Annotated in this window: 29 protein-coding genes, 1 tRNA gene and 1 pseudogene; 14 read left to right on the forward strand and 17 right to left on the reverse strand. The window is 57.6% G+C overall.

What is annotated here, in order from left to right; translation table 11 throughout:
- Window positions 1-25: 25 nt before the first annotated feature.
- Window positions 26-541: a PhnA domain-containing protein gene (locus BUB72_RS14605; protein WP_083588685.1), complete on the forward strand. Its 516-nt coding sequence runs from the start codon at window positions 26-28 to the stop codon at window positions 539-541.
- A gap of 65 nt (window positions 542-606) precedes the next feature.
- On the opposite strand, the gene BUB72_RS14610 is transcribed toward BUB72_RS14605, so the two are convergent.
- Window positions 607-813: a cold-shock protein gene (locus BUB72_RS14610; protein WP_021101227.1), complete on the reverse strand. Its 207-nt coding sequence runs from the start codon at window positions 811-813 to the stop codon at window positions 607-609.
- Between the two features lie 165 nt (window positions 814-978).
- Entirely contained in the window at window positions 979-1,209 is a 231-nt protein-coding gene (locus tag BUB72_RS14615; protein ID WP_073145237.1) for an HP1242/YdcH family protein, read from the reverse strand.
- A gap of 452 nt (window positions 1,210-1,661) precedes the next feature.
- Here BUB72_RS14615 and BUB72_RS18655 point away from each other — a divergent pair, with 452 nt between their 5' ends.
- Window positions 1,662-1,847 (forward strand): hypothetical protein, encoded by a 186-nt coding sequence (locus BUB72_RS18655; RefSeq protein WP_139250694.1) that lies wholly within the window; start codon window positions 1,662-1,664, stop codon window positions 1,845-1,847.
- 238 nt (window positions 1,848-2,085) lie between these two features.
- A complete protein-coding gene (locus BUB72_RS14625) occupies window positions 2,086-2,487 on the forward strand; it encodes a BrnA antitoxin family protein (protein WP_073145241.1) in 402 nt (133 codons plus the stop codon).
- 109 nt (window positions 2,488-2,596) lie between these two features.
- Here the strand turns inward: BUB72_RS14625 and BUB72_RS14630 are convergent, their stop codons facing one another.
- From BUB72_RS14630 to ettA, 3 genes are read right to left on the reverse strand one after another with little or no spacing between them, the layout of a single operon-like run.
- Window positions 2,597-3,457 (reverse strand): tetratricopeptide repeat protein, encoded by an 861-nt coding sequence (locus BUB72_RS14630; protein WP_175549173.1) that lies wholly within the window; start codon window positions 3,455-3,457, stop codon window positions 2,597-2,599.
- A 2-nt stretch (window positions 3,458-3,459) separates the two neighbouring features.
- On the reverse strand, window positions 3,460-3,972 hold the full coding sequence (locus tag BUB72_RS14635) for a hypothetical protein (RefSeq protein ID WP_073145244.1): 513 nt from the start codon (window positions 3,970-3,972) through the stop codon (window positions 3,460-3,462).
- Window positions 3,973-4,025: 53 nt separating this feature from the next.
- Window positions 4,026-5,681: an energy-dependent translational throttle protein EttA gene (gene ettA, locus BUB72_RS14640; protein ID WP_073145246.1), complete on the reverse strand. Its 1,656-nt coding sequence runs from the start codon at window positions 5,679-5,681 to the stop codon at window positions 4,026-4,028.
- A 156-nt stretch (window positions 5,682-5,837) separates the two neighbouring features.
- Between ettA and mgrA the strand changes: the two genes are divergently transcribed.
- A complete protein-coding gene (mgrA, locus tag BUB72_RS14645) occupies window positions 5,838-6,869 on the forward strand; it encodes an L-glyceraldehyde 3-phosphate reductase (RefSeq protein WP_073145482.1) in 1,032 nt (343 codons plus the stop codon).
- A gap of 4 nt (window positions 6,870-6,873) precedes the next feature.
- Complete coding sequence (locus tag BUB72_RS14650) at window positions 6,874-7,476, forward strand: nicotinate-nucleotide adenylyltransferase (RefSeq protein ID WP_073145248.1); 603 nt, start codon at window positions 6,874-6,876, stop codon at window positions 7,474-7,476.
- Here the strand turns inward: BUB72_RS14650 and BUB72_RS14655 are convergent.
- The gene (locus BUB72_RS14655; protein WP_073145484.1) at window positions 7,448-8,305 is read right to left on the reverse strand and encodes a DMT family transporter; all 858 of its coding nucleotides are present in this window, start codon (window positions 8,303-8,305) and stop codon (window positions 7,448-7,450) included. The two genes, BUB72_RS14650 and BUB72_RS14655, sit on opposite strands and share 29 nt — an antisense overlap.
- A gap of 82 nt (window positions 8,306-8,387) precedes the next feature.
- Here BUB72_RS14655 and dacB point away from each other — a divergent pair, with 82 nt between their 5' ends.
- On the forward strand, window positions 8,388-9,857 hold the full coding sequence (gene dacB / locus BUB72_RS14660; protein ID WP_342742168.1) for a D-alanyl-D-alanine carboxypeptidase/D-alanyl-D-alanine endopeptidase: 1,470 nt from the start codon (window positions 8,388-8,390) through the stop codon (window positions 9,855-9,857).
- Here the strand turns inward: dacB and BUB72_RS14665 are convergent.
- Window positions 9,854-10,276 carry a tellurite resistance TerB family protein gene (locus BUB72_RS14665; RefSeq protein ID WP_073145252.1) on the reverse strand — a complete coding sequence of 141 codons (423 nt, stop codon included), beginning with the start codon at window positions 10,274-10,276 and terminating at the stop codon, window positions 9,854-9,856. The two genes, dacB and BUB72_RS14665, sit on opposite strands and share 4 nt — an antisense overlap.
- Window positions 10,277-10,397: 121 nt before the next feature.
- Here BUB72_RS14665 and BUB72_RS14670 point away from each other — a divergent pair, with 121 nt between their 5' ends.
- The 4 genes from BUB72_RS14670 (at window position 10,398) to BUB72_RS14685 (ending at window position 15,455) form a co-directional block, all read left to right on the forward strand.
- Window positions 10,398-11,975 (forward strand): lysine--tRNA ligase, encoded by a 1,578-nt coding sequence (locus BUB72_RS14670; protein ID WP_073145254.1) that lies wholly within the window; start codon window positions 10,398-10,400, stop codon window positions 11,973-11,975.
- Between the two features lie 61 nt (window positions 11,976-12,036).
- Window positions 12,037-12,441 carry a DUF4864 domain-containing protein gene (locus tag BUB72_RS14675; RefSeq protein ID WP_073145256.1) on the forward strand — a complete coding sequence of 135 codons (405 nt, stop codon included), beginning with the start codon at window positions 12,037-12,039 and terminating at the stop codon, window positions 12,439-12,441.
- Window positions 12,442-12,635: 194 nt separating this feature from the next.
- Window positions 12,636-14,927: a glycosyl hydrolase family 28-related protein gene (locus BUB72_RS14680; protein ID WP_073145258.1), complete on the forward strand. Its 2,292-nt coding sequence runs from the start codon at window positions 12,636-12,638 to the stop codon at window positions 14,925-14,927.
- A gap of 120 nt (window positions 14,928-15,047) precedes the next feature.
- On the forward strand, window positions 15,048-15,455 hold the full coding sequence (locus tag BUB72_RS14685) for a universal stress protein (protein WP_073145260.1): 408 nt from the start codon (window positions 15,048-15,050) through the stop codon (window positions 15,453-15,455).
- Window positions 15,456-15,488: 33 nt separating this feature from the next.
- On the opposite strand, the gene BUB72_RS14690 is transcribed toward BUB72_RS14685, so the two are convergent.
- Complete coding sequence (locus BUB72_RS14690) at window positions 15,489-15,818, reverse strand: hypothetical protein (protein ID WP_073145262.1); 330 nt, start codon at window positions 15,816-15,818, stop codon at window positions 15,489-15,491.
- 97 nt (window positions 15,819-15,915) lie between these two features.
- Here BUB72_RS14690 and BUB72_RS14695 point away from each other — a divergent pair, with 97 nt between their 5' ends.
- On the forward strand, window positions 15,916-16,233 hold the full coding sequence (locus BUB72_RS14695) for an antibiotic biosynthesis monooxygenase family protein (protein ID WP_073145264.1): 318 nt from the start codon (window positions 15,916-15,918) through the stop codon (window positions 16,231-16,233).
- A 20-nt stretch (window positions 16,234-16,253) separates the two neighbouring features.
- Here the strand turns inward: BUB72_RS14695 and BUB72_RS14700 are convergent, their stop codons facing one another.
- Window positions 16,254-16,592 (reverse strand): hypothetical protein, encoded by a 339-nt coding sequence (locus BUB72_RS14700; RefSeq protein ID WP_073145267.1) that lies wholly within the window; start codon window positions 16,590-16,592, stop codon window positions 16,254-16,256.
- Window positions 16,593-16,693: 101 nt separating this feature from the next.
- On the opposite strand from BUB72_RS14700, the pseudogene BUB72_RS14705 reads away from it, so the two are divergent.
- Window positions 16,694-16,792: pseudogene (locus BUB72_RS14705) on the forward strand (antibiotic biosynthesis monooxygenase family protein); the annotation flags it as partial.
- Between the two features lie 117 nt (window positions 16,793-16,909).
- Here the strand turns inward: BUB72_RS14705 and BUB72_RS14710 are convergent.
- Window positions 16,910-17,680, reverse strand: coding sequence for a hypothetical protein (locus tag BUB72_RS14710; RefSeq protein ID WP_073145269.1), 771 nt, complete (start codon window positions 17,678-17,680; stop codon window positions 16,910-16,912).
- Between the two features lie 2 nt (window positions 17,681-17,682).
- Window positions 17,683-19,890: an excinuclease ABC subunit UvrB gene (gene uvrB, locus BUB72_RS14715; protein ID WP_073145486.1), complete on the reverse strand. Its 2,208-nt coding sequence runs from the start codon at window positions 19,888-19,890 to the stop codon at window positions 17,683-17,685.
- 130 nt (window positions 19,891-20,020) lie between these two features.
- Here uvrB and BUB72_RS14720 point away from each other — a divergent pair, with 130 nt between their 5' ends.
- Window positions 20,021-20,332, forward strand: coding sequence for an ETC complex I subunit (locus tag BUB72_RS14720; protein WP_073145272.1), 312 nt, complete (start codon window positions 20,021-20,023; stop codon window positions 20,330-20,332).
- Here the strand turns inward: BUB72_RS14720 and BUB72_RS14725 are convergent.
- From BUB72_RS14725 to BUB72_RS14745, 5 genes are all read right to left on the reverse strand, one after another.
- Window positions 20,329-21,288, reverse strand: coding sequence for a phosphatidate cytidylyltransferase (locus BUB72_RS14725; RefSeq protein ID WP_342742169.1), 960 nt, complete (start codon window positions 21,286-21,288; stop codon window positions 20,329-20,331). The genes BUB72_RS14720 and BUB72_RS14725 overlap by 4 nt on opposite strands.
- Window positions 21,288-21,926 carry a lysophospholipid acyltransferase family protein gene (locus BUB72_RS14730; RefSeq protein ID WP_073145274.1) on the reverse strand — a complete coding sequence of 213 codons (639 nt, stop codon included), beginning with the start codon at window positions 21,924-21,926 and terminating at the stop codon, window positions 21,288-21,290. The genes BUB72_RS14725 and BUB72_RS14730 overlap by 1 nt, the downstream gene beginning before the upstream one ends.
- A gap of 109 nt (window positions 21,927-22,035) precedes the next feature.
- Complete coding sequence (locus BUB72_RS14735) at window positions 22,036-22,323, reverse strand: hypothetical protein (protein WP_073145277.1); 288 nt, start codon at window positions 22,321-22,323, stop codon at window positions 22,036-22,038.
- A 39-nt stretch (window positions 22,324-22,362) separates the two neighbouring features.
- Entirely contained in the window at window positions 22,363-23,040 is a 678-nt protein-coding gene (locus BUB72_RS14740; RefSeq protein WP_073145279.1) for a PspA/IM30 family protein, read from the reverse strand.
- A 95-nt stretch (window positions 23,041-23,135) separates the two neighbouring features.
- The gene (locus BUB72_RS14745; protein ID WP_073145282.1) at window positions 23,136-23,744 is read right to left on the reverse strand and encodes a TetR/AcrR family transcriptional regulator; all 609 of its coding nucleotides are present in this window, start codon (window positions 23,742-23,744) and stop codon (window positions 23,136-23,138) included.
- Between the two features lie 94 nt (window positions 23,745-23,838).
- Here BUB72_RS14745 and BUB72_RS14750 point away from each other — a divergent pair.
- Window positions 23,839-23,915 (forward strand) — tRNA-Arg (locus tag BUB72_RS14750).
- Between the two features lie 13 nt (window positions 23,916-23,928).
- Here the strand turns inward: BUB72_RS14750 and BUB72_RS14755 are convergent.
- Window positions 23,929-25,185, reverse strand: a complete 1,257-nt coding sequence (locus BUB72_RS14755) for a phospholipase effector Tle1 domain-containing protein (RefSeq protein WP_073145284.1) — start codon at window positions 25,183-25,185, stop codon at window positions 23,929-23,931.
- Window positions 25,186-25,193 lie beyond the last annotated feature (8 nt).

Consider the following 25,193-nt stretch of genomic DNA (forward strand, 5'->3'; position numbering starts at 1 on the left):
CGTCTCAGCAAAATAGGAACATTTGATGATACCAGAGACAGTAATGGCGCGCAGCAACGGGGCGTGTGAGTTTTGCGGTGCTGAGGCATCTGTCGGCATGGCAGTGACGCCACGCGAAGACGTTGTTGCGCTATGTGCGACCTGTGCCTCCGGGGATGCGGATGACAGCCATTGGCGGTGCCTTCAGAGCGCCGTGTGGTCCGAGGTTCCTGCCGTCCAGGTGCATGCCGTGCGCCAGCTTCGCAAGCTTGAGGCGTCTTGGGCGCAAGAAACCTTGGACATGGTTTATCTTGATGATGACCTGGCGGCTTGGGCGGCGGACGTGCCGTTGGAGCACCGCGATGCCAATGGCGCGCTGCTGGTGGCGGGCGACAATGTGGTGCTGATCAAGGATTTGCCGGTGAAGGGCGGCGGGTTTACCGCCAAGCGTGGTACTGCCGTGCGGAGCATTTCGCTGGTGGCGGACAATGCCGGTCATATAGAGGGCCGCGTCGAGGGGCAGCGGATCGTGATCCTGACCGAGTTTGTGAAGAAAAAGTAGCGGGCAAAGAAGAAGGGCGCGCGAGGTTGCCCTCGCACGCCCTTACAAATCGTTATCGCGGTGGCTTAGGCCAGAGCGATGTTCACGGCGCTTTCGCGGCCGTCACGGCCTGCTTCAACGTCGAAAGTAACTGCTTGGTTGTCGTCCAGAGTGGACAGGCCGGAGCGTTCCAGTGCGGAGATGTGCACGAACACGTCCTTGGAGCCACCTTCTGGTGCGATGAAGCCGAAGCCTTTAGTAGAGTTAAACCATTTCACGGTGCCATTAGCCATCGTGTTATTCCTTAATTTATGCTGCCCGCAGAATGCGGCAACCCGGCTCGATTGGTCTGTGACGATAGACTGGCGGCCGTATTAGGGAAGACAGTGGGTCGAAAGAGGCAAACGTTGCAGGGCGCTATTTGGCAGAGTTCGCCCTGCAAGTAAAGCTCTTTCCGTTTACAGCATTGCGGCGATCTGATCCTTCAGAGCCATGCGTTGCTTGCGCAAGGTCGCCTCGTGGGCCTCGTCTGTCGGCTCCACATTGGTCTCGGCGCGGTGCACGGCGCGGTTTACCTCGTGGTACTCGTCGAACAGCTTGCGGAAGTGGGCGTCTGATTCCTTGAGGTCGTGCATCTGCGCGACCTTGTCGGGGAATTCTTCTGCGAGTTCGTGTGGGGTGTGAGACATGTTCTGCTCCCTAAGCAAGTTTCTTCGTTGCGAGTATGAGTGGCAGCGAAAGCGGGGCATTGATGTGGGTCAAAGGCGCCAACGATTTCCTCTATGGATTTCTTATTCGGTAAATCTTCGGGATGGAGATTGTGTTTCGACGGTCAAATTCCGGGTCGTGAGGTGTCGATTAGAGGCGATTCTGGGTAGGAAATCTGACGGTAAGCGCAAATGGTAAACTTTTTGTTGAAATTTTTTGCTTCCAAATTTTGCACTTTCTGACACGTCTTTGCCTTAAATGGCCGAAGTTGCCCGAGAACCGGGCGGAAATGTGTTATCGACAAGCGCAAAATGTGGAAATTATGTGTCAAATCAAATCAGTAAGGAGAAACTTACTTGCGAGAAATGGCCGCGTTTCGCCTTATTGTTGCGTAATCAGTTCTTCACCGCCAAACAAATTTCAGGAGACTGCCATGTCCGTATCACTCATCGAAAAAGCCCGCCACAACCGCCTTGTTGCATTGCGCGCCCTTCAAATCCGCAAGTCCGGTTCGGACCGCGTAACACTCTTCCCGTGCGCCGATCGGGAAGCTGATAGGATCATGTTTTCGTCTCGCAGAACGCAAAACCCCATGCATCACCTGTTCATCGCTGCGTAAGCCGCGATAGGAGCGTCGCTCGCTACACGTAACGCGCTCCGCCAAGGGCCGACTTGTCGGTCCCTTCCCCCAGAAAACGCTCAGGATCGCCTGAGCGTTTTTTGCGTTTTTCGGAGGGTCTGCACCCCGTCGGCAAAGCGTCGGCGATGTGTCGGGCAGCTGCGCGCGCTGGGTTTGCGCGGATTTAACGGCTGGCGCGGTAGGTCTGGCCACCCGCACAGCCAAAGGACCGCCCGCCATGTCGTACCCGCCGAGTTCCCGCTCGAAGACCCAGCGTATCGCGAAGGAGAGGTTGAACCACTACCTGCAGCTGATGCGGCTGGATGATGATCTGACCGATCTGGTCCGCGAGGTGGTCCCGCAGGCGTGGCACCGGCTGGAGCACGACATTGATGTGGAGGAGCCGAAGGTGAAGATCACCCTGCGCGTCGACCGCAGCGTGGCGAAGTTCTACCGCGCTTGGGGCAACGGCTATCAGGCGCGGATCAACCGGATACTGGCGACCTACGCACAGACCAAAATCGCGGAGTACCTGAAAATGGAGAAAGACTTCCACGCGTATGTGGAGCTATCGCTGGACAAGTACAACGGTCCGGTGCCGGACGATATTGAGGAGGGGCCGGAGGAGGGGGAGGTTTGAGGGTGGGGAGAGAACTCTCCACCCAGACGATCAAACCTTGAAGTCCGCGACAGTAGACACCGCTAGCTTCATCAGTTCTAGAATTTCCGTTTCTCGTTTCTTCTTATCGTCATTCTGAAAAATCTATCTGCTCCCACTCCGCGAGCCATCCGACATAAGCATCACTGAAACCCTCATTCAGGAATGGCTCCAGATCGGAGGTTGCCGCAGAGTAGCTTCGATAGGAGCCAACAGTAACAGAAAAAACGCCATTCTTCATTCTGAATACCGATAAGGGTTCATGGTCAAAGCCGGTTTGAGTATCGAGTTTTTTCGTTAACTTCACCGCACTTGATCTTGAAGCGGCGCTTGCTATCACGGCTGCAAACGCACCTGGCTCATTTGGATCGGAACTTTCTAGAGTTGAAACCAAAGAATCCAGAGCAGCTAGGTTTCGTGATGCCTTGCTACTGCCCAAAGTTTGCGCATCGAAAAGATATTCCCTTGCCTCATTGTAGCGACCTAGCTGCATCAACGTGTAACCAAGGTTGTTCAGAATTTTTACTTTTAGAGAACTCTTGCGAAGGTCAAAATCTGCAAAATCTTTTGCTTTTTTAAATTCTACGATCGCCGCATCAAAGTTCTTTTCTGCCAAATAGGTAAATCCAAGGACATTATGAGGCGAAACACCCGTCAACTCTTTATTTGTGGCAAGTTTAATCGAAACCAACAGTTCTTTTTGGGCTTCTAGGTAGAGGCTCTGTCGCACTAGATGCCTTCCATAAGAATATCTAAGGCAAAAAGAATCATCTTCGCTGGCCTCGATCTCGGACTCGAAATACTCGTTTATTGTTGCGGGGGAACGTGTGGAGCTCCAGCTATTAAAATTCTGATCAAGGTCTTCTTTATCAGAAACTGGGCATAGAACCTGTGATGAAGATTCAGTAGTGAAGATCGAAGTGAGAAAAAGTAACAAGAAAAAATTTTTCACAATCAAAAGCTTTCCTCCGGATTGTCAATTGGGCTGTCAACAGCAATATCCTTCAAGGTAGAGGCCGTTTTCCCTAAGCCTATATTTGCTTTGCTCAGCAATTCAATATCACGCTCTAGTAGCTCTATCCGCTGTTCTATCCTTGCCAGATTTATAACAAGTGGATTGCCTTTCAATATCTTAATCTTGTTTCGTTTTGGGTCATAAATTTCGACGCGCCCATCTGTTCTCACAATTTCAACGCCGTTGGGGATGTCTTCTGACTGAGATAGGATTGATAGCGAGATATTCATTTCATCTGTAGGTTCAAAAAAAGAGAAGAAAATTCCCATTAGCAGCACTGAAGCTGAAAGGACAAGAAACATCATAATCGCTCGAGTTCTCTGTTTCAAAATGGCCGGTGTGCCAGGGTTCTCCGCAGTCACAAGTTCGGTCAGAAGGCGATATGCAAGATACATAATCGCTACCGCGAATCCCAAAAATCCTGTAGCGACCAGCTCCGGTATAAAATCCATCCAATAATCCACTAATATTGAGAACTAATGGAAACGATGGTAGCAGAAATTGCCTATCTCGTAAATTTCTTATATTTCACCCGCTTTGGCTCGACGGCATCCGGTCCCAAACGGCGGATTTTGTCTTCTTCGTAGGCTTCGAAGTTGCCCTCGAACCATTCCACATGGGCCTCGCCCTCAAAAGCGAGGATGTGGGTGCAGAGGCGGTCGAGGAAGAAGCGGTCGTGGGAGATGACGACGGCGCAACCGGCGAAATCTTCGATGGCATCTTCAAGCGCCCTTAACGTTTCCACGTCTAGATCGTTCGTAGGTTCATCGAGCAGCAACACGTTGCCGCCGGATTTGAGGAGTTTCGCCATGTGCACTCGGTTGCGTTCACCACCAGACAGCAGGCCCACCTTTTTCTGCTGGTCACCGCCTTTGAAGTTGAAGGCGGAGCAGTAGGCGCGGGAGTTCATCTGGGCGTCGCCCAACTGGATGATTTCCCCGCCGTCGGAGATTTCTTCCCAGACATTGGCGTCGGCTTTCAGCGCGTCGCGGGACTGGTCGACATAGGACAGCTGCACGGTCTCGCCAAAGGTCACAGTGCCGGAATCGGGCTGTTCCTGGCCCGTGAGCATCCGGAACAGTGTGGATTTACCCGCGCCGTTGGGGCCGATCACGCCGACGATCCCGCCCGCAGGCAGGGAGAAGCTGAGGTCTTCGACCAGCAGCTTGTCGCCGTATGCCTTGGTGAGGTTTTCGACCTCGATCACCTTGTTGCCAAGGCGGGGGCCGTTGGGAATGATGATCTGGGCTTTGCCGAGCTTTTCACGCTCTGACTGGTTGGCCATTTCGTTATAGGAGTTGATGCGGGCCTTGGACTTGGCTTGGCGGGCTTTGGCACCGGCGCGTATCCATTGGAGTTCCTTTTCCAGCGTCTTTTGCTTGGATTTGTCGTCCTTGGCCTCACGCTCCAGCCGTTTGGCCTTTTGCTCCAGCCACGCGGAATAGTTGCCCTCGTAAGGAATGCCGCGGCCGCGGTCGAGCTCGAGAATCCAGCCGGTGATGCTATCGAGGAAGTAACGGTCGTGGGTGACGATCAGGATCGTGCCTTTGTAGTCGATCAGGTGCTTTTGCAGCCATGCGATGGTTTCGGCGTCAAGGTGGTTGGTCGGCTCGTCAAGGAGCAGCATGTCAGGGGCTTCGAGCAGCAGCTTGCACAAGGCCACGCGGCGTTTTTCACCGCCGGACAGGGTGTCGACCGATGCGTCGTCGGGTGGGCAGCGCAGGGCTTCCATGGACACGTCGACTTGCGCGTCGAGATCCCACAGGTTCTGGGCGTCGATTTCGTCTTGCAGCTTGGCCATCTCGTCGGCGGTCTCGTCGGAGTAGTTCATCGCCAGTTCGTTATAGCGGTCGAGGATGTCCTTCTTGGCCTTCACGCCCAGCATCACGTTGCCGCGCACGTCAAGGGTTTCGTCCAAAGCGGGCTCTTGGGGCAGGTAGCCCACATGCGCGCCCTCGGCGGCCCACGCCTCGCCGGTGAAGTCCTTGTCGGTGCCGGCCATGATGCGCATCAGCGACGACTTACCGGAACCGTTGACGCCGACGACGCCGATTTTGACGCCGGGGAGGAAGTTCAGACGGATGTTTTCGAACACCTTCTTGCCACCGGGATACTGCTTTGAGACGCCGTCCATAAAATAGACGAATTGATTGGCTGCCATGGGATGAGCTCCGGACTAGAATGAGAATGCTTTGGGGCCGTGTTTAGTCGGGCTTGCGGCCAAGGGCAATCGTAGCGCTTTGATTTGACGGCGGGTCGGATACAGCGCAGATTGCGCGGCATGACAAAACCCAGCCGCCCCGCAAAGCCCCGCCCCGTGACCTACCGCCCCGCCGACGACCGTTATGACCGTATGGTATACCGTCGCTGCGGGAAATCCGGTGTGAAACTGCCTGCCATCAGCCTTGGGCTGTGGCACAACTTTGGCGGGGATACCCCGCATGAAGTGAAGCGTGGTTTGTGCCGGACGGCGTTTGATCACGGGATCACGCATTTTGATCTGGCGAACAACTATGGGCCGCCTCCGGGAAGTGCGGAGAGCGCGTTTGGCGAGATTTTGCAGACCGATTTTGCAGGGCATCGGGACGAGCTGATTGTCTCCAGCAAGGCGGGTTACGACATGTGGCCGGGGCCATATGGCGAATGGGGCAGCCGGAAGTATCTGGTGGCGTCCTGTGACCAGTCGTTGAAGCGGCTGGGGTTGGACTACATCGATATTTTCTACTCGCACCGCTTTGATCCCGCTACGCCTTTGGAGGAGACCATGGGCGCGCTGGATTATATCGTGCGGTCCGGGCGCGCGCTGTATGTGGGGATTTCATCGTATAACTCGCAGCGAACCCGTGAGGCCGTGGCGATCCTGAAAGACCTTGGCACGCCGATGCTGATCCACCAGCCGTCGTATAACTTGCTGAACCGTTGGGTGGAGCATGACGGGTTGCTGGATACTTTGGATGATCTGGGTATTGGGTCGATCGCGTTTACGCCTTTGGCGCAGGGAATTCTGACGAAGAAATATCTGGGCGGCATTCCCGAAGGAAGCCGCGCCACGCAAGGCAAATCGTTGCTGGATGGCATGATTAACGAGCGGTCTTTGGCGAGCGTTCGTGCGTTGAATGATCTGGCGGAGGCCCGTGGGCAGACCTTGGCGCAGATGGCGCTGGCTTGGGTGTTGCGTGGCGGGCGGGTGACGACCGCGCTGATTGGCGCGTCGAAGCCGAGCCAGATCGAGGATTGCGCGGGGGCGGTGGCCAATCTTGAGTTCACCGCGGATGAGTTGGCGGAGATTGACCGCATTTCGTCTGAGGAGGAGATCAACCTTTGGGCAAAATCCTCTGAAACCGACTGATCCCATGAGGGCGGGCTGGCCTGTGGCGCAAGCGGGGCAAACTGTTGGCTTGCTGGGCGGATCGTTTGATCCTGCGCATTCGGGGCATGCGCATATCACGCGTGAAGCGTTGAAGCGGTTCGATCTGGATTTTGTCTGGTGGCTTGTCACGCCGGGTAACCCGTTGAAAGAGCGCGGGCCTGCCCCGCTGGGCGCGCGGCTGATGCGGGCGCGCAAGGTGATGCAGCATCCCAGAGTGAAGGTCACCGATCTGGAGACGAAACTCGGGACGCGGTATACCGCACAAACCCTCAAAGCCCTGCAAGACCGATACCCGAGGGTGAATTTCGTGTGGCTGATGGGGGCGGACAACCTTGCAAGCTTTCACCGCTGGCAGGACTGGGACTGGATTATGGAGAACGTGCCGGTGGGCGTTCTGGCGCGCCCGGGAGACCGGATTTCGGCCCGCCGATCCGTCGCGGCGCAGCGGTATGCAAATGACCAGTTACCGGGTGTGGCGTCGCAGCTTCTGGCGAGGGGCCCGGCCCCGCGTTGGTGCTACATCAACCTGCCGCTAAGCGATGCGTCTTCGAGCGCGATCAGAGCGTCCGGGGCTTGGATTTCCTGAGAAACAGCGTGGCGAAGCCCGATACGAAAATTACCACGAGACCAAGCGCGGACAGGCCGTCGGGCCAGTTGTCAAACACCAGCCAGCCATAGGCCGTGGCACCGACCAGCTGGACATAGACGAAAGGCGCCAGCACCGACGCGCCGGCACGGGCATAGGCGAACACCAGCAGCAGATTTCCAAGCATCGACGCGATGGCGGACCATACCACGAGGCCCGAAAGCGTTGGCGTGATCGGCGGGAGGTTCAGCAGACCCAGCGGGGTCAGCAACAGCGCCCCGATGAAAAGCTGTGTGATCAACAGATGCACGGGCTTGCCCAGTGGGGAAACCCAACGGGAGGCGGTCAGGAACATGCCGTAGCAACAGCCTGAAAACGCCGCCCAAGCAAGGCCGGGGGTCATGCCGAAGCCGGGCTTCACCACAAGCATCACCCCGCCAAGCCCGATGGCCAGCAGGATGATCCGCATGGCGCTGGCCTGCTCTTTCAGGAGCGTGACGGACAGGATGTAGCTGACCATGGGGCCAAGGAAGAAGGCGGCGAAGACGTTGGCAATCGGCTCTGTTTGCAGGGCGGTGAGGATTGTGGTGATCGTGACCACCTGAATGGCGCTGCGCAACCAGATGCGCCAGTTTGACAGCAGCCGAACGGCGTCTTTGTGCATGGCAAAGGGGAGCAGCACAGCTAGCCCGATCAGGTAGCGGGTCCACGCCACGAAGAACGGCGCGATGCCAGACGAGGTCATCAATTTTCCAGCCGTATCCCCCAAGGGGATCAGCAACATGCCCACCGACATAATGGTGACTGCTAAAAGAATTGAACGCTCCATCACAGCTGCGTAACAGGGCGCAACGGCGCTTGCCACCATCATCCGCATAGGCGATTAAGTTTAGGACGAGGAGGGCGCTGCCGTGGCAAGATTTGGTCGACGTACCGTTTTGGGGTTCTTGATGTTCGGTGTGGCTGACGCGGCGCTGGCGGGCGCTCCGACTGTTTCGTTGCGTCCGGTGCGCAAGCCGTCTGACGCGGTCAAGCGTGCGGTCAAAGGCGTTGAGGCGCTGATCTCGGACGCCAAACTGGGCGGCAAGGTCAGCTTTGTTGTGGCCGACGCGCGAACGGGGCAGGTTTTGGAAGCGCATAACCCGCTTGCCGGACAGCCGCCTGCCAGCGTGGCGAAGGCAATCACGACCCTGTTTGCGCTGGACCGATTGGGCAGCGGCAAACGGTTCAAGACGCAGCTGATCGCAACCGGGCCGGTGCAGAAAGGCGCATTGGCCGGAGATTTGGTGTTGAGAGGCGGCGGTGACCCGACGCTGAGCACGGACGATCTGTTCAAAATGGCGGGCAGGTTGAAGACCGCGGGCGTGACCTCGGTCAAAGGTAAGCTGCGTGTATATGGCGGGGCGTCCGTGATCGACCGCATTGACGCCGACCAGCCGGACCATGTGGGGTATAACCCTGCCGTGGCGGGGCTGAACCTGAATTTCAACCGCGTCTATCTGGAATGGAAGCGAAACGGGGGCGGGTATGCCGTCACGATGGACGCGCGGTCCGACAAGATCCGGCCCGGTGTCGGGTTTGCGAAAACGACGGTCGAGGCGCGGAGTTTGCCGATTTTCAAATACTCGGGCAGCGGCGGGCGCGACAATTGGAGCGTCGCCAGCAAGGCGCTGGGCAAAGGCGGCGGGCGCTGGCTTCCGGTGCGTCGCCCCGAGATTTACGCAGGCGATGTGTTGCAAACGGTTGCGCGCTCGCATGGGATAAAACTGCCGTTTCCTGTACGGGCCTCTACCGCGCCGCGCGGAACGGTGCTGGTCGAGCATCTGAGCCAAGACGTGCGGGTGATTGCCCGGGACATGTTGAGGTTTTCAACGAACCTGACCGCGGAAGTGCTGGGGTTGCAATCGAGCGGGGCGGGAAGCCTGAGAGCGTCCGCACGTGCGATGACGGATTGGCTGAAAACCAAGCACGGGGTGAGGAAGGCAAAGTTTGTTGACCACTCCGGCCTTGGGGATGCGTCGCAGATCAGTGCTCAGGAAATGGTCAAAGCGCTTGTGGGTGCGGGTGCGAAGGGCGAACTCCGGTCCATTCTGAAGCCGATTGCGGTGCGCGATGAGAACAACAAAGTTGTCCAGAACAGCCCGACCAAGGTGGTCGCGAAGACGGGGACGTTGAACTTTGTCAGCGCGCTGGCCGGATATGTGCGCACGCCCGATGGGCGCGATCTGGCGTTCGCGATTTTCATGGCGGATGTGCCGCGCCGCAGGGCGTTGAAAAAGTCGGAACGGGAAGCGCCGCGCGGGTCGCGGTCATGGAACGGGCGGGCGAAGAAACTACAGGCGCAGTTGATCAACCGTTGGGCCGCGCTGCACGGAACCTAGCCTTTCAGGTGCCGCGCCCGCGACCCGCGTTCAATTGCCGCCGCGTGGAGGCGGTCGATTTTCAGCTCGTAGCGGATTTCTTCCAAGAGACGGAGTTCGGGTTGGTACAACGCCCCGTCGGCGGCTGCGACGTCGCATGCGAAGGCGTAGGCCGTTTCGTAGAGATGTTCAGGCAATGCTGCGCGGACCATACCGAACAGGGCATCGAGCCCTTCTTCTTCTTCAAAAAGCTCGGTTGTAATCTGCGAGATTTCTTTGATGCGATCGACATCATAGCCGGCAAATATCGGCAAATAGTTCACCGCTTGCTGGATGGCGACCAGTTCTGACGTGCGGACGTTCTCGTCGGACATGGAGACCGCAATCATCATGGCGACGAGGGCGTCTTGAGGGGTCAGGTTTGCTGTGTCGAGTGTCATCGCGGCCTCCGGCCAATTGTATTGTTGCAGCGCAGAATATTGACCTGAGCCATAGCACACAATAGGTAGCGACACTGCTGCGGCATATGGTGTGCCGTGCGATAAAACTGGATGTGCTCCGATGACGGATATGCGTGACGCTGGAATGACCTCGAAAGCCTGGCCCTTTGTGGAGGCGCGCACGTTGCTCAAACGCTATGAAAAGGGCGCGCCGGAGAAGGGGTATGTGCTGTTCGAGACTGGCTACGGTCCGTCTGGCTTGCCGCATATCGGTACGTTTGGCGAGGTTGCGCGGACGACGATGATCCGCCGCGCGTTCGAGGTGATCTCGGATATTCCGACGCGGCTGATCTGCTTTTCGGACGATGTGGACGGGATGCGCAAAGTGCCGGGGAATGTGCCGAACCCCGAGCAACTGACGCAATATTTGCAGATGCCGCTGACGAAAGTGCCGGACCCGTTTGGCGAATTCGAGAGCTTTGGCCACCACAACAACGCCATGCTGCGCCGGTTCCTTGATACGTTCGGGTTTGAATACGAGTTTATCTCGGCCACGGAATTTTACGCGTCGGGCCAGTTCGACGAGGTGCTGCTGCGTGCCTGCGAGAAATACGACGACATCATGAAAGTGATGCTGAAATCCCTGCGCGAAGAGCGTCAGGGGACCTATTCGATTTTCCTGCCGATCCATCCTGAAACCGGACGCGTCATGTATGTGCCGATGAAGAATGTGGATGCCGAGAAGGGTGAGATCACGTTTGACGACGAGGATGGCCGCGAGTGGACGCTGCCCGTGACCGGTGGCAACGTGAAGCTGCAATGGAAGCCGGATTTCGGCGCGCGCTGGGCCGCGCTGGACGTGGATTTCGAGATGTATGGCAAGGACCACTCGACCAACACGCCGATTTATGACCGGATTTGCGAAATTCTGGGTGGGCGCAAGCCGGAGCATTTCACGTATGAGCTGTTTCTGGATGCCGATGGCCACAAAATCTCAAAATCGTCCGGCAATGGCGTGTCGATTGATGAATGGCTGACCTATGCGTCCTCGGAATCGCTGTCCTATTTCATGTACGCAAAGCCGAAGACGGCGAAGCGGATGCATTTTGATGTGATCCCGAAAGCGATGGACGAGTATCACCAGCAGTTGCGGGCCTATGTGGATCAGGATGCGGTGGCGCGGGCGAATAACCCCGTGTTCCACATTCATGGCGCGGATGTGCCTGTGTCGAAGATGGTCGTGCCGTTCTCGATGTTGCTGAACTTGGCCTCGGTCGCGAATGCCGAGGAGAAGGGCCAGCTTTGGGGCTTCATTCAACGCTATGCGCCGGATGCGACGCCCGAGACGCATGGCGATCTGGATCAGGCGGCGGGGTATGCCGTGCGATATTACAACGACTTCGTGAAGCCGAACAAAGTGTTCCGCCTGCCCAGCGATCTGGAGCGCGAGGCGCTGCTGGATTTGCGTGGCCAGTTGTCGGACTGGGATGGCGGTTTGGACGCGGAGGCGTTGCAATCGGTGGTGTTTGCGTGCGGTCGCGAGCGGTTTGATCCGCTGCGCGACTGGTTCAAGGCGCTGTATGAAGTGCTGCTTGGAGCGTCCCAAGGGCCACGTTTTGGCGGGTTCATCGCGCTGTATGGCGTGGATGAAACCATTGCGCTGATTGATGATGCGTTGGCTGGCAAGCTGGTAAGCTGACAGTCGTGTGATTTGACTAAACCCGCGTCGCATCTACCTTGATAGGTACAAGGAGAATGCGATGCGGATTTTGTTTGCGATAGTAGCGGCGGTGTTTGTGGCGAGTTCGGCACTGGCCGAAGAGCCGTCGGCAGGCATCGAGAACACCATACAAAGCCAAGTGGATGCCTTCTTGGCGGAAGACACTGCGACGGCATTTTCCTACGCCTCCCCAAATTTGAAGCGGTTATTCGGCACGCCGGAGCGGTTTGGCACGATGGTGCAGAACGGCTACCCGATGGTGTGGGCACCGTCCGAAGTGAGGTTTCTGGAGCTGCGCCGCCAAGGCGAATTGCTGTTCCAGAAGGTGTTGTTCGTGGACAAGAACGGCGCACCGCATGTGCTGGAATACAACATGATGCAGACCGCGCAGGGCTGGGTGATCGACGGCGTGCAATACCTTGTCGCACCCCCCGTTGGTGCGTGATTGCCCGACCTGCGCACGGTGCTTTTTAAGCCAGCCTTAACTGTTCAGAGTTAAACCGCCCCCGTCAGGACGGCGTGTCCGACACTTCCTATTCAGAGCAAATTTAATACCCCCTGCCAAAGGGGCGCTTGGTCTGTGCCTTGCGCGCCTATTCGTCGACACGCCCGCTCCAACCAAGTTGAAAAGGGCTACCGATGAACAAGGCGATTACTGACGGGCTGGTGTTGACGCCGCCCCCATTTGCAAACGGTCTGGACGTGTGGTCTCGCGGTGACGGGACGCCGGGAACCGCGACCTATGACGGCTATGCCACGGCGGCCTTTGTGCCTGCGGATCAGGATTTCGGTGGCTGTCTTGAGGTTCTGAAAACCGAGAACACGCAGCGCCTGCGCTACATGGGCGAGACGCCATTGCTGCCGGGCTGCTACTTACAGATCAAGGTGCGGATCAAGGCGATATCCGGCAACCTGCCAACGGTGCGGGTCGGTGCCTTTGCCGGTGGTGCGGGCGGTGCTGCGATCAGTGGTGTGCAGACGCAAGGGCCGAGCGTGGCCCTGACAAGTTACGGGAATGTGGTCGAAGTCACCGCGATTGTTGGCGGTGGTGCGCGCAATGGTGTTGACCTCAGCTGGGGGCGTGACGCGCTTTACGGGCATTTCGGCATTGATTTGACTGGCCCCAATGGCGGTGTCGTTCGCATTGATGATGTGCAGATCGAGGATGTCACGGGGGCCTTCCTGCGCACCATGATGGACTGGGTCGATGTTAAAGACTTTGGCGCTGTGGGCGACGGAACCACGGATAACACCGCCGCGTTCGAGGCAGCTGACGCGGCTGCCGACGGGCGCGAGGTGCTGGTTTCTGACGGGGTTTTCCACTTGGCGGACAATGTGACCTTCGACAACCGCGTCCGGTTCCAAGGCACGGTGACGATGCCCGCCGACAAGTATCTGGCGCTGTCGCAAAATTTCGATTTCGACCATTATGCTGCGGCCTTCGGGGATGAAGAACTGGCGTTTCGCAAGGCGTTTCAGGCGCTTTTGAAGCAGTCGAGCCATGACAGTCTTGACCTGTGCGGACGCTCCATCGGGTTGCGGGGGCCGGTGGATATGCGTGCGGCGGTGCCTGATGTGTCGTCATTCACATCGCGGCGGGTGATCCGCAATGGCCAGCTTGACGCGATCAGCGATCCGGCCTGGACCACGGGTACGGCGACGTCGAGCGGCACCTATTCGACCTCCCAGCCCTACCGGCTGAGCAACGTAACTAATGTCGCCAATATCGAGATCGGCAGTCTGGTCAGCGGCAATGGTGTCGGGCGCGAGGTCTACGTGACCAGCAAAAATGTCGGTGCCCAGACATTGACCCTTAGCCAGCAGCTTTATGATGCGGTGGGGACGCAATCCTATAGCTTCAAGCGCTTCCGCTACATGTTGGACTTCAGCGGGTTCCAGAAGCTGTCGCAGTTCAACATCGCGGATGTCGATCTGAAGGCGGATGGCGTGGCCAGCTGCGTGATGCTGCCACCTGCGGGGTTGATCTGGCACCTGCGTGACTGCTTCTTTAACCAGCCGTTGGACCGCGCGGTGACGTCTATTGGCTTGGCATGTCAGGGCATGATGATCGACCGCTGCCAGTTCATCTCGAACGAGCAATCGCTGGCGGCGACTGCACGGACGTCTATCGGCTTCAACATCAACGCGAATGACGCCAAAATTCGCGACAACAGGTGCATTCGGATGGGGGCCTTCGCGGTCATTCACGGGTCCGGTCATATGTTGTTGGGCAATCATTGGTTCCACGGTGACAACCTGAACGGCGCCCCGCGCGTGGCGGGGCTGATCCTGACGAAGCCGTCGTCGAAGATCGTGATTAACGGGAATTACAGCGACAACAACTACATAGAATGGAACAACGAGCATGACGCTTTGCCGGACTTTTCCAGCGAGCTGAGCTTTGGGGCGTTGTCGATTGTCGGCAATATCTTCACCGCAATCGGGGCTGCGTCCTACTTCCGTTTCATCGTTATCAAGCCATATGGAAGCGGCCATTTCATCAACGGGCTGAATGTGTCTGGCAATACCTTCAAGGTCACCAACGGCAATATCGGTCGGGTGGACAAGGTGGATGACAGCGTGGCGTCGCTGGATACCGGGCGGTTCCGCAACATCAATTGGTCCGACAACAGTTATCACGCGATCAACCAGTGGACGCAAAGCCCGGTGATGCTGTCCTTTAGCGAAAGTAGCCCTGTCGAGACCTGGCGTTGCGACTTCTCGGACTGGCTGCCGTTTGGCGGGCGGGCGCGCAACGTGACGGATGTGACGCCGGTGGGCGCGCTGCGCAACGCCAATAATGTGAAGCAGTTTGTGACCCATTATACCGACCCCGAGGAAGGGGCTGGCGGCGGTTCCGTCGATATTATCTGGCCAAGCGCGGTGAAGGGAAAGGTCAACGTCACTGCACGGGTTGATAATCCGTACTAGAATAGGCGTGGCCAGTCGGCGTACCGGCTGGCCGCAGCCCTGACGTCCTTGCTTGACGTGGATCAAGGCGCGCGGGCTTTGACTAAGTGTAGGAACGGGACAACAAAAGGAGAGCTTCTTATGTATTCCAGAATTCTAGTTCCCGTGGTGTTCGATCCCGAGCATACCCCCGATGCGGCCCTTGAAGTGGCCAAGGCCATCGCAGCCGATGATGCGCGGGTGACCATATTGCACGTTATCGAGGAGCTGCCGAGCTACGCGACACGCTATGTGTCCGGCGATTTCATCGAGAAAAGCCGCGAAGATGTGAAGGCGCGCCTGAACGAGATCGCCGCGATGGTTCCCGGCGGGGAGGCCATGGTGGTTACGGGTCACTCTGCAAGGACCATTCTGGAATGGGCCGACACCCATGGCAACGACTGCATTATCGTGTCGTCGCATAAACCCGGCGTGCAGGATTACTTTCTGGGCGGCACGGCGGCCCGTGTTGTGCGGTATGCGCAATGCGCGGTGCATGTGGTGCGCTAGGGCGCGTTGGGTTTTGCAAATTGGCCGTCGCAGTCATCTGGCTGCGGCGGTTTTTTGGTTTTGGGCCAGCGCTGTGGCCGCGAGATGCGCCGCGAAATGGGCCTCCGCGCGGTCCAGCGTTGAGGTCACGGGCTGGAACCAGCCGTCGATGGCGGGCGTGGACGCGTCGTGGCGCGTCATTTCCAGCTTGTGGGCCGTCAGAACCTGCCGTCGCAGATGGCGGATGCGGCGCAGCCAGAAGGTGGCGCGGTCTTGGGTCGGGCTTTGGCGTGCTGCGTTGCGAGCTTCCGCGATCTGGCCCCAGATTTGGGCGATCAGCGGGCCGTGGCGCAGGGCCAAAGGGTCTGTTGTGCGGTCTGTCATAGGCCAAGGCTGGGCGGATTCGGGTTGCGGTTTCGTTAAATGCACCGCTCCCATCTGGAAATTGATATGTTAGAGTTAACCACAGGAGGGTCCTTCAATGACTGAAATCTCAAAACAAACGCAATGCCAGACGGTGATCACCACCTTCGAAATGACGCCGGGGACGTGTCAGGATTTGCTGGACGAGCTGACGACTGCCTATGCGGAATTTATCTCGAAGCAGGAGGGGTTCATCTCGGCGGCGTTGCATGTGAACGACGCGCAGACGCGGATCGCGAACTACTCCCAATGGGCGCGGCGCGAGGATTTTCAAGCGATGCTGCGCACCGACGAGATGCGTAAGCGCAACCGCGTGATCAGCGGGCTGTGCAAGAGCTTCGAGCCGGTGATGTATGAGGTGGTCGAGGGGTTTTGACGGCGCGGCGCTGTGCCTTCTCAGGTGACACGCACCAGTAGGACCATAGCAGCCAAGGCACAGCCGACACCGGCATATTCGCGCAGGTAGAACCGCTCCCCGAAGGCGTAGTATCCGATCAGGCACAGTGCCAGCAGGGTAAGCATGGAGAACACCACACCCGCCTGCGCCAAGGTCATATAGCGCATGGCGAAGTACCACATGATGGCCGAACTGGCATAGAGCAGGCCGCCCGCAATGACGTGGCGCGAGTTGAGAGCCATGTCACCGTCCGCGGCGACTTTCAGCAGGTAATCACCGGTGATGACGATCAGCGCGGTGAGCAGGCAAAATCCGTATCCAAGTGTAATATTGAGCATCGGGGCACCCCCGTGGGCTGACAAAAGGACTTGTTAATATGTCTGGGAGTGTAGCCGATTTGGCCGCTCACGGCGCGTGAGGAATGTGTGAGGGGATTGGGATGCTGAGGACCGACGAGATGCGCAAACGCAACCGCGTGATCAGCGGGCTGTGCAAGAGCTTCGAGCCGGTGATGTATGACGTTGTTGAGGGGTTTTGAGAGGGGGAAATAAGTTGCACGTCCAGTGCAATTGAGTACGTCGTTCTAAAAGACCTCGCCTTTGTGAGGTTTTTAGGGGTTGATATCTGACATCACGCACCCTGCATTCGCTAAGTCTTACTGTGTGTGTTTGGCGTTCTCGTACAATGAGGTCACAAAAGAAAGTGAGATTTCTTCAAGAGTAAGAAAGTCTGAGATTAATTGGGCGTGAAATCCAATTGGTGGAGACTTGTTTAGATCGTAAATCAAAAAAGCTTTGAAATGTGCCAGCTCGATTATCTCAGCGTCAATTTGTTCTCGTTCGCCGGGATTCAGAGAGTTATACCAACGAAAATTCAACTCATTGTATTTCTCTTCATTCGAGGGGTCCACCATGTAGGGTGGGATATAGGGCGGTATTTGGTGGGCCAGCGCATGTCTTAAGTCAGAGAACCTAGTGAGCCAATCGTCACGCTCGCATAGTAGTGAGTCTAAGCGCTTCGGAAGGCTCTGCCTAAGCTCACTATATTTTTTTCCAATCCCAACTCGGGAGGGGAGAAGAGGCTTTCCTTTCTTGTTTTGGACTCCCAGCTCTGTCGCCCAAACATGCGCCCAACAGTCAAGCGCCCCAAACGTATTAAATATCTGAGCATGAATCTGAATAGTAACTAGGCCGAGAATATCGCGAGTGGGAATCTTTCGGGTCTCAGGTGGCAGGATTTCGAATACTTGTTGTGTGGCCAGTGAAATTAGTTTCAGTCGCCTAAGAAATCCTTGTTCAAGGAAGTTTCTAGCCCTCGAGTTTTTTAATGGTGCATTGAATGCGGCGTGAACAAGTGAATCTTCCCTTTGTTTAAATTTCGCGAGTTCGCTGTAAAGTGCCTCAACATCCAGGTCTTCATAGGTCAATTTTATTTCCGCCCCCGCCCCTTAACGCCGCCCCGTTGCCCCGGCCTGCCAGCCGTAGACCGTCCGCTCATTTTCTGACCGTCTGCCACGGCCTTCTCCACCGCATACTGTCGCGCCAGTGGGTCGTCGGAGATCACCAGATCGACGGTCTCCAGCCGCTTTACCTCGTCACGTAAACGCGCGGCCTCTTCGAACTCCAGGTTCTCGGCGGCCTTGCGCATGTCGGTGCGCAGGCCGTCGAGGACGGCTTGCAAGTTGGCGCCGGCCAAAGGCGCGTCGATGGTGGCGGTGACGCGGTTCATGTCGACGTCGCCTTTGTAGAGACCGGCGAGGATGTCCTCGACGTTCTTCTTCACCGTGGCAGGCGTGATGTTGTGCTTTTCGTTATAGGCGATCTGCTTGGCGCGGCGGCGGTCGGTTTCGCCCATCGCGCGCTCCATGCTGCCGGTGATACGGTCGGCATACATGATGACGCGGCCGTCGGCGTTGCGCGCGGCGCGGCCGATGGTCTGGATGAGGGAGGTCTCGGAGCGCAGGAAGCCCTCCTTGTCGGCGTCCAGAATGGCGACGAGGCCACATTCGGGGATGTCGAGCCCCTCGCGCAACAGGTTGATGCCGATCAGCACGTCGAAGGCGCCAAGGCGCAGGTCGCGCAGGATTTCGATCCGCTCGATCGTGTCGATGTCGGAGTGCATGTAGCGGACCTTGATGCCGTTTTCATGCAGGAACTCGGTGAGGTCCTCGGCCATGCGTTTGGTCAAGGTGGTGACGAGCGTGCGCATGCCCTTGGCGGTGACGCGGCGGATTTCATCCATGACATCATCGACTTGGGTCTCGACGGGACGGATTTCGATCATCGGATCCAGAAGGCCGGTGGGGCGGATCACCTGCTCGACGAAGACGCCGCCGGATTGCTCGATCTCCCACGCGGCGGGGGTGGCAGAGACGAAGACGGATTGCGGGCGCATGGCGTCCCATTCCTCGAACTTCAGCGGGCGGTTGTCCATACAAGACGGCAGGCGGAAGCCGTGTTCCGCCAGCGTGAATTTGCGTCGGTAGTCACCTTTGTACATGCCGCCGATTTGCGGGACGGAGACGTGGCTCTCGTCGGCGAACACAATGGCGTTGTCGGGGATGAACTCGAACAGGGTGGGGGGCGGCTCGCCCGGTGCGCGGCCTGTGAGGTAGCGGGAGTAGTTTTCGATGCCGTTGCACACGCCTGTGGCTTCCAGCATTTCGAGGTCGAAGTTGACGCGTTGTTCCAGCCGCTGGGCTTCGAGCAGTTTGCCCTCGCCCGTCAGTTGCGGCAGGCGCAGCGCCAGCTCTTTTTTGATGCCCTTGATGGCCTGCTGCATCGTGGGGCGGGGAGTCACGTAATGGGAGTTCGCGTAGATGCGGACGCGGTCGAAATTGTCGGTTTTGGTGCCGGTGAGCGGGTCGAATTCGGCAATGGTTTCCAGCTCCTCGCCGAAGAAGGACAGCCGCCATGCGCGATCATCGAGGTGGGCGGGCCAGACCTCTAGGCTATCGCCGCGCACGCGGAAGGTACCGCGCTGGAAGGCTTGGTCGTTGCGCTTGTAGGCCTGCGCGATCAGGTCGGCCATGACCTTGCGCTGGTCATATTCCTGGCCGACATGCAGGTCTTGGGTCATGGCACCATAGGTCTCCACCGAGCCGATGCCGTAGATGCACGAAACCGAGGCGACGATGATCACATCGTCACGTTCCAGAAGGGCGCGAGTGGCGGAGTGGCGCATGCGGTCGATTTGCTCGTTGATCTGGGATTCCTTCTCGATGAAGGTATCCGAGCGGGCGACATAGGCCTCGGGCTGGTAGTAGTCGTAGTAGCTGACAAAATATTCCACGGCGTTGTCGGGGAAGAAGCCTTTGAACTCGCCATAGAGCTGCGCCGCGAGGGTCTTGTTCGGGGCAAGGATGATCGCGGGGCGGTTGGTTTCCTCGATGAGTTTAGCCATCGTAAAGGTTTTACCGGTACCTGTGGCCCCGAGGAGGACTTGATCACGGTCGCCGTTCAATATGCCCGCTTTAAGCTCACGGATCGCCGTCGGCTGGTCACCGGCGGGTTCGAATTCTGTTTCCAGCCGGAACTTGATGCCGCCTTCCAGCTTGCCACGGGTTTTCACGTCCGGTGCCGGATTGGACAGGATCGGAAGTTGATCCGGCATCTGTTCGGGGGAGTTGTTGTGCATGTCGCGCGATTCCTCGGAGGTTGCCCCTAAGATGATGCTTTTGGCAGCAGCTTCAACCCGTGCTGTTTTGTGCTCTTGCCATAGGGTGTCAGGAGCGCGATATATACACAGAGTTTTTGGAGACCATCCCATGCGCGCACGTATTTTCCAGCCGACCAGAACCGCCATGCAATCGGGCACGGCCAAGACCAAGAATTGGGTTTTGGAGTTTGTGAACGAAACGGCCCGTGAAGTGGACCCGTTGATGGGCTGGACCTCGTCGACTGACACGCAATCGCAGGTGAAGCTGACATTCGACAGCAAGGAAGCCGCGTTGGATTATGCCAAAGACAAGGGCATCGTTGCGGTCGTCACTGACCCCAAGAAACGCAAACCGGTGATCCGTCCGGGCGGATACGGCGAGAACTTCGCGACGAACCGTCGTGGGGTTTGGACGCACTAGCCTCCGTAATAATAGCGCGTGACGTGGAAAAACACTGGCGCGGCAAATACCACTGAATCGAGTTGATCGACGAAACCGCCTTGGCCGGGGATCAGGTGGCCCCAGTTCTTGATGCCGCGATCTGACTTGATTGCCGCCAGAACCAAAGACCCGCCGACGCCGACCATGTATGCCATCACCGCCATCGCCATGGATGCGAGCGGCGAGAATGGCGTCATCCATGTGAGCAGCAGGCCAAGACCCGCAGCGAGCGCCGCGCCGCAGGTGATCCCTTCGAGGGTTTTTGGCGAAACGGCTGGCGCCACCTTGCGTCTGCCGATGCGGCGGCCAGCGAAGTACTCCATCAGATCACCCATCTGGATGACAAACACCAAGTAGGCGATGAGTAGGGGCGCGCGGTCGCCGTAGTCGGGAATGTCGAGTGTGACCAAGGCGGGGATGTAGCTTGCGCAGAACACGCAAATCATCAGGCCCCATTGGGTTTCGGATATCCGCGCAAGGAAGTTTTTGTCGGCCCCTTCGCCGCCTCGCAGGACGCTGAGGATGGGCAACAGGAGGAAGGCGTAAATCGGGATCAGTGTTGAAAAAAGCCCGACCGCGCCCCACCAGATCAGCACGTATTGCAGCGGCAGGATGAGATAGAAACTGGCGATTAGCGACCAATGGTCGGCGTTGGTTTTGGTCGTCAGCGTCAGGAACTCGCGCAATGCGGCGAGGGAGCAAAAGGCGAATAGGGTGATGATGCCTGCGGGGCCGAGCAGCAATGCTATGGAGAACAAAAACACCATGCCCCACCAGCTGTGGACCCGCGTCAGGTAAGTCTCCACCGTGAGGTTCGCATGAGTTTTGTGCAGGCGTGCGCGCAGCACTTCTCCGATCAGCGTCGCAATGACGAGGAGGCCGCAGCAGGCGGCCAACAGAAGCAGGAGGTCGGAATTGGTTTGGGTCATTTCCATCACGCATGCCCCCGCGCCGGAATCAGGTCTCGCAATGCGTCAGAGGCGCGTTTGAGGAAGGCGTTTTTGGCCTCTTCTTCGCGCACATGAACCGGGGCACCAAAGGTGACGGTGCAGGCAAGCGGGACGGGGATCACCTCGCCCGTCGGCATGATGTGAGAGATGTTGTCGATCCAGCAGGGGACTAGATCAATCTCGGGCCGTTGTCGGGCGATATTGTAGAGGCCGGCCTTGAACGGCATCAGCGGGTCCTCGGTTCGGTTGCGGCCACCCTCGGGGAAGATGATGATCGACGCGCCTTCGTCCAAGGCTTCGACGATCTTGGCAATCGGATCCTCTGTGCGGTGCTCGGCGCGGCGGTCGATCAGGATGCCTTGGAATACGTCGCGACCGATGAAAGCGCGCAGCTTGTTCTTCAGCCAGTAATCCGCCGCGGCGACGGCGCGGGTGTCGCGGCGCAAGGCGGCGGGCAGGACTGTCCAGATCAGGGGGAGGTCCGCATTGGAAGAATGGTTGGCGTAGTAGATGCGTTGACGGCGAACGGGCTCGATCCCGCGCCAGTCGGCGCGCGCGGCGGTGATGAACTGCGCGAAGAAGATCAGCAATTGCCCAACGATGGAGGCGGCGAAACGGCGCATACGGAGGTCTCTTTTTACTTGGTCCACCCAAGGGACAAGGTTTGCGTGCTTTAATCAAGAAAAACCGCGCCCACGGGGAGGAGGGCGCGGTCGCTATCGTGAGGGTCGGTTAAGCAGCTTTGTCGACCGTCACGTAGTCCTCGAGGATTTTCTCGTTTTTGGCGCGTTCGATCTGCTGGATGCGGTCTTCGTTGATCCGCTCGTCAAAGCGGTATTTCACGAAGTTCACCAAGCTGAGCGACAGCATCAGGATACCGATACCCCAGTAACCTTTGGTGGCCAGCGGCACGTCAGGGGACATGTAGAGCGACAGGGCCAGCATGCCATAGGCGATAAAAACACCAGCCAAGTTCACCATCATGATCAGGGCGTTGTCGGATTTGAATGCATTGTTCATTGGATTATTCCTTGTCTTAGATATTGGGTTTGAATGCGTTTATTTCTTGGACTTCAGGCGCTTGAGGACATCTGCCCCCGTGGCCCGTGTTGCGGCACCGTATCCGGCATCCGACATGCGATCGGCGAGCGTCTCGTGGCTCAGGTCGCGGTCGATATCGGCGAGGATTTCTGCCTGCTCGAACGGGTCGTCCTTCTTCAAGACGTTGGCGATCAGCTCTTCCGCCTCGGCCACGCTGGATTGCCCTTGCAGGGTCGTGTTCAACTTGGCTTGTATCGCCTGCTCGTAGCGCACGGCCTTGGCTGTGATGGCCCCTTGCTTCAGGTCAATGATGCGTCGATGGCCGGTCTCGATGCTTTGACGCAGACGCATAATGCGCTGGTCAAGGCGGGCGAGGGTTTGGCGGCGAACCTCCAGCTCGTTTTTAAGCTGGGCGATCGCGTTGGCTGCCTCGGAGGCCATGGCTTCGTTGTCATCGTCCAGCGCCTTTGTGGCACGATCTGTAAGGTCAGATACGCGGGCCTCAATCGAGCGAACCTGGCGATCCTCGCCGCGGTGGCGTTGGATCAGACTGGCAAGCGTCGCCTTTGCAGCGGCGAGGCTGTTCGAGGCTTCGCGGGTCTTTTGTTCAATTAATTCGATGGCATAGACGTCGCGGACCTTTTCTTCGGCCCGGGCGTTCGCACCGGTCATAAGGGTCTTCAAAGTCAAAAACATCTCGGTCTCTCCTACATGGTAGCGTTTCGTGAACGCTGTTCATGAATTCAAGATACGTGTTTCTGAACATTGTTCAAGAATTATTTGAACAATGTTCACTTTTCTGACGGAGTTGAGGTTAAGTGACTGAAAACAAGGGTAATCATATGTTCTAGCTGATCAATAGGGACGCCTGAAATACGCTTCTCCAACCCCAAAAGCACGATTCCATGCACCGAGGAGAACAGCCCACGGGTCATAAGACTCACATCTTCGGGCGACATATCGGGGAAGATTCGCTTGAGCGGATCAGCAATCAGGGAGAACACCTTTTGCAGTTCCTCAAGATACCATTTCGGCACGGATTCCTCGGTCGAGACCTCTAGATCGAAAAGGGTGCGCCATGCGGGTGTGTTGTCGCGCGCGAAGTGCAAGTAGGCATGGGACATGGCGATCATGGTTTTGACGGGATGGCCGGGTGGTTCTGCCGCGACCGCAGCCGAGACCTGAGCACCAACGCGCTTGAACGTACGTGCATTCACGGCCATCACCAGGTCATTCATATCGCCAAAGACATTGTAGATGGCCCCGACAGCGCAGCCAGCTTCCTTGGCAAGGTCGCGGGCGCGGACTGCCGAGATGCCGCCGACCTTGATCCGCTCCTCAGCAAGATCAATGAGCTTCGCGCGCAAATCTTCGCGCTTCTTTTGAACTTTACCCGCCATATGGCCCCCTTGAACTACGTTCACGTTTAACCAGTGACGATAAAGAAGCAAAGCCCTTGCGTTTCGATGCCGCCTTTCGCAATAAGCGGGCAGCGGTCCCTTAGCTCAACTGGATAGAGCAGCTGACTTCTAATCAGCAGGTTGAGGGTTCGAGTCCTTCAGGGATCGCCATTAGCCAAAAAAGCTACATCGTCGCAACGACACGCCGTCCGTTGGTTTGCGGCAGGTTGGGGCTTTGTCCCCACGTGCTGTAGTTGTTGGACGAGAAATGCGCGTAGCGGCGGCGGATCGATTTCTCAAGTTCCGGCCGGACTGCCCCTGACTTGAGGGCCTCGTAATAGGCGGTCAAGTTTGCATCCATACTCACCTGAGACCCTTCGATAGTGTCTGGTAAGCTGTCGCCGATCGGCACACCTGCATCCTTCGCGTGGTCGAACATCAGGTTGAGTGACACAAATTGCAGGCCGTGATGCGACGAGGTGGAGATAACCCGCTCGGTGGTATCCCAGATGTAGCCTTCATCGACGGTGGTCGAAACGCTGTCATTGTCACCTGTGCCGGGGGAATTGTTCGTGACGCCCCAACGGTCCTGATAGAACGCGGTAACGCCAGGATAGTCTTCGGGGTCGTAGGTGAACGTGTCCTGATCCGGCGTGCCATTGGTGGGCCAGTACCCACCACCGATGTCGGAATGCGCGCCAACCATCTGAATTCGCCTGCCGTGGCTTGCGAGGGTGAGCGGGAAGTACTCCCGAATTTCATCTTTGGCGGTGATGTGGAAGATTACTTCCGCAGTCGCGATGGACGTGTTCAGGGTCACTCCTTCATAGTTGCCGGTGTTGCCTGCATTGCCCACCGAGGACACGGTGTCGAACAAACCCATGAACTTAACCTTCATGGTGGAGGCGCCATAGGTGATCTCGCCGTCATTCACGCCATTTGCGAAGTCACGGGCAGCGGCCGAGCCGCGAGAGAAGCCGAATGTGTCAAACCAGATGTCGCAGGGCTCCATGCCGGACGCGTTGGTCCGGATGTCGTTCAGCAACTCGTCAATCGTGTTGGCTACGCGGGTCTCCACTCCTTCGTCTCCGGTGCCCCATGCAAGGCCACGGGTGGTGGTTCCGCCGTCTGCTTCCACGCCGATCCCGCGTGCGTAGCGGCTAAAGAATTTGGCCTGTCTGCGTTCCCCATTGACCGTGATCCATTCGGGCCCGCCTTGGGTTTCCAGATAAAGGTGTTCCAGCAGGTCGACATTGGTGTGCCATGCTTCAACCGCTGCGGTGTGGTCTCGCGAGTTTTTGGTGCCGTCGAAGAACACGCCAATTCGCAGCAGGTCGCAGGCCACCGCAATGGTATCGGCCGGATCGGTGCCCACTTCGTTGCCCGCACTTCGGGCGGCGTCGTTTGCTTCGCCCGGATCTTGGTTTTCAGAGGTGCCCATTGAATGCT

The sequence above is a fragment of the Litoreibacter ascidiaceicola genome (assembly GCF_900129235.1).
Classification (GTDB): domain Bacteria; phylum Pseudomonadota; class Alphaproteobacteria; order Rhodobacterales; family Rhodobacteraceae; genus Litoreibacter; species Litoreibacter ascidiaceicola.

Coding starts and splice junctions, on each gene's coding strand:
- BUB72_RS18655 (WP_139250694.1), top strand. CDS start 1,662: ATGTCCGTATCACTCATCGAAAAAGCCCGCCACAACCGCCTTGTTGCA.
- BUB72_RS14675 (WP_073145256.1), top strand. CDS start 12,037: ATGCGGATTTTGTTTGCGATAGTAGCGGCGGTGTTTGTGGCGAGTTCG.
- BUB72_RS14740 (WP_073145279.1), bottom strand. CDS start 23,040: ATGTTTTTGACTTTGAAGACCCTTATGACCGGTGCGAACGCCCGGGCC.
- BUB72_RS14655 (WP_073145484.1), bottom strand. CDS start 8,305: ATGGAGCGTTCAATTCTTTTAGCAGTCACCATTATGTCGGTGGGCATG.
- BUB72_RS14745 (WP_073145282.1), bottom strand. CDS start 23,744: ATGGCGGGTAAAGTTCAAAAGAAGCGCGAAGATTTGCGCGCGAAGCTC.
- uvrB (WP_073145486.1), bottom strand. CDS start 19,890: ATGCACAACAACTCCCCCGAACAGATGCCGGATCAACTTCCGATCCTG.
- BUB72_RS14755 (WP_073145284.1), bottom strand. CDS start 25,185: ATGGGCACCTCTGAAAACCAAGATCCGGGCGAAGCAAACGACGCCGCC.
- BUB72_RS14725 (WP_342742169.1), bottom strand. CDS start 21,288: ATGGAAATGACCCAAACCAATTCCGACCTCCTGCTTCTGTTGGCCGCC.
- BUB72_RS14730 (WP_073145274.1), bottom strand. CDS start 21,926: ATGCGCCGTTTCGCCGCCTCCATCGTTGGGCAATTGCTGATCTTCTTC.
- BUB72_RS14665 (WP_073145252.1), bottom strand. CDS start 10,276: ATGACACTCGACACAGCAAACCTGACCCCTCAAGACGCCCTCGTCGCC.
- BUB72_RS14605 (WP_083588685.1), top strand. CDS start 26: ATGATACCAGAGACAGTAATGGCGCGCAGCAACGGGGCGTGTGAGTTT.
- BUB72_RS14635 (WP_073145244.1), bottom strand. CDS start 3,972: ATGGATTTTATACCGGAGCTGGTCGCTACAGGATTTTTGGGATTCGCG.
- BUB72_RS14720 (WP_073145272.1), top strand. CDS start 20,021: ATGCGCGCACGTATTTTCCAGCCGACCAGAACCGCCATGCAATCGGGC.
- BUB72_RS14690 (WP_073145262.1), bottom strand. CDS start 15,818: ATGACAGACCGCACAACAGACCCTTTGGCCCTGCGCCACGGCCCGCTG.
- BUB72_RS14670 (WP_073145254.1), top strand. CDS start 10,398: ATGACGGATATGCGTGACGCTGGAATGACCTCGAAAGCCTGGCCCTTT.
- BUB72_RS14695 (WP_073145264.1), top strand. CDS start 15,916: ATGACTGAAATCTCAAAACAAACGCAATGCCAGACGGTGATCACCACC.
- BUB72_RS14650 (WP_073145248.1), top strand. CDS start 6,874: ATGAGGGCGGGCTGGCCTGTGGCGCAAGCGGGGCAAACTGTTGGCTTG.
- BUB72_RS14610 (WP_021101227.1), bottom strand. CDS start 813: ATGGCTAATGGCACCGTGAAATGGTTTAACTCTACTAAAGGCTTCGGC.
- BUB72_RS14685 (WP_073145260.1), top strand. CDS start 15,048: ATGTATTCCAGAATTCTAGTTCCCGTGGTGTTCGATCCCGAGCATACC.
- BUB72_RS14680 (WP_073145258.1), top strand. CDS start 12,636: ATGAACAAGGCGATTACTGACGGGCTGGTGTTGACGCCGCCCCCATTT.
- ettA (WP_073145246.1), bottom strand. CDS start 5,681: ATGGCAGCCAATCAATTCGTCTATTTTATGGACGGCGTCTCAAAGCAG.
- BUB72_RS14625 (WP_073145241.1), top strand. CDS start 2,086: ATGTCGTACCCGCCGAGTTCCCGCTCGAAGACCCAGCGTATCGCGAAG.
- BUB72_RS14735 (WP_073145277.1), bottom strand. CDS start 22,323: ATGAACAATGCATTCAAATCCGACAACGCCCTGATCATGATGGTGAAC.
- BUB72_RS14615 (WP_073145237.1), bottom strand. CDS start 1,209: ATGTCTCACACCCCACACGAACTCGCAGAAGAATTCCCCGACAAGGTC.
- BUB72_RS14700 (WP_073145267.1), bottom strand. CDS start 16,592: ATGCTCAATATTACACTTGGATACGGATTTTGCCTGCTCACCGCGCTG.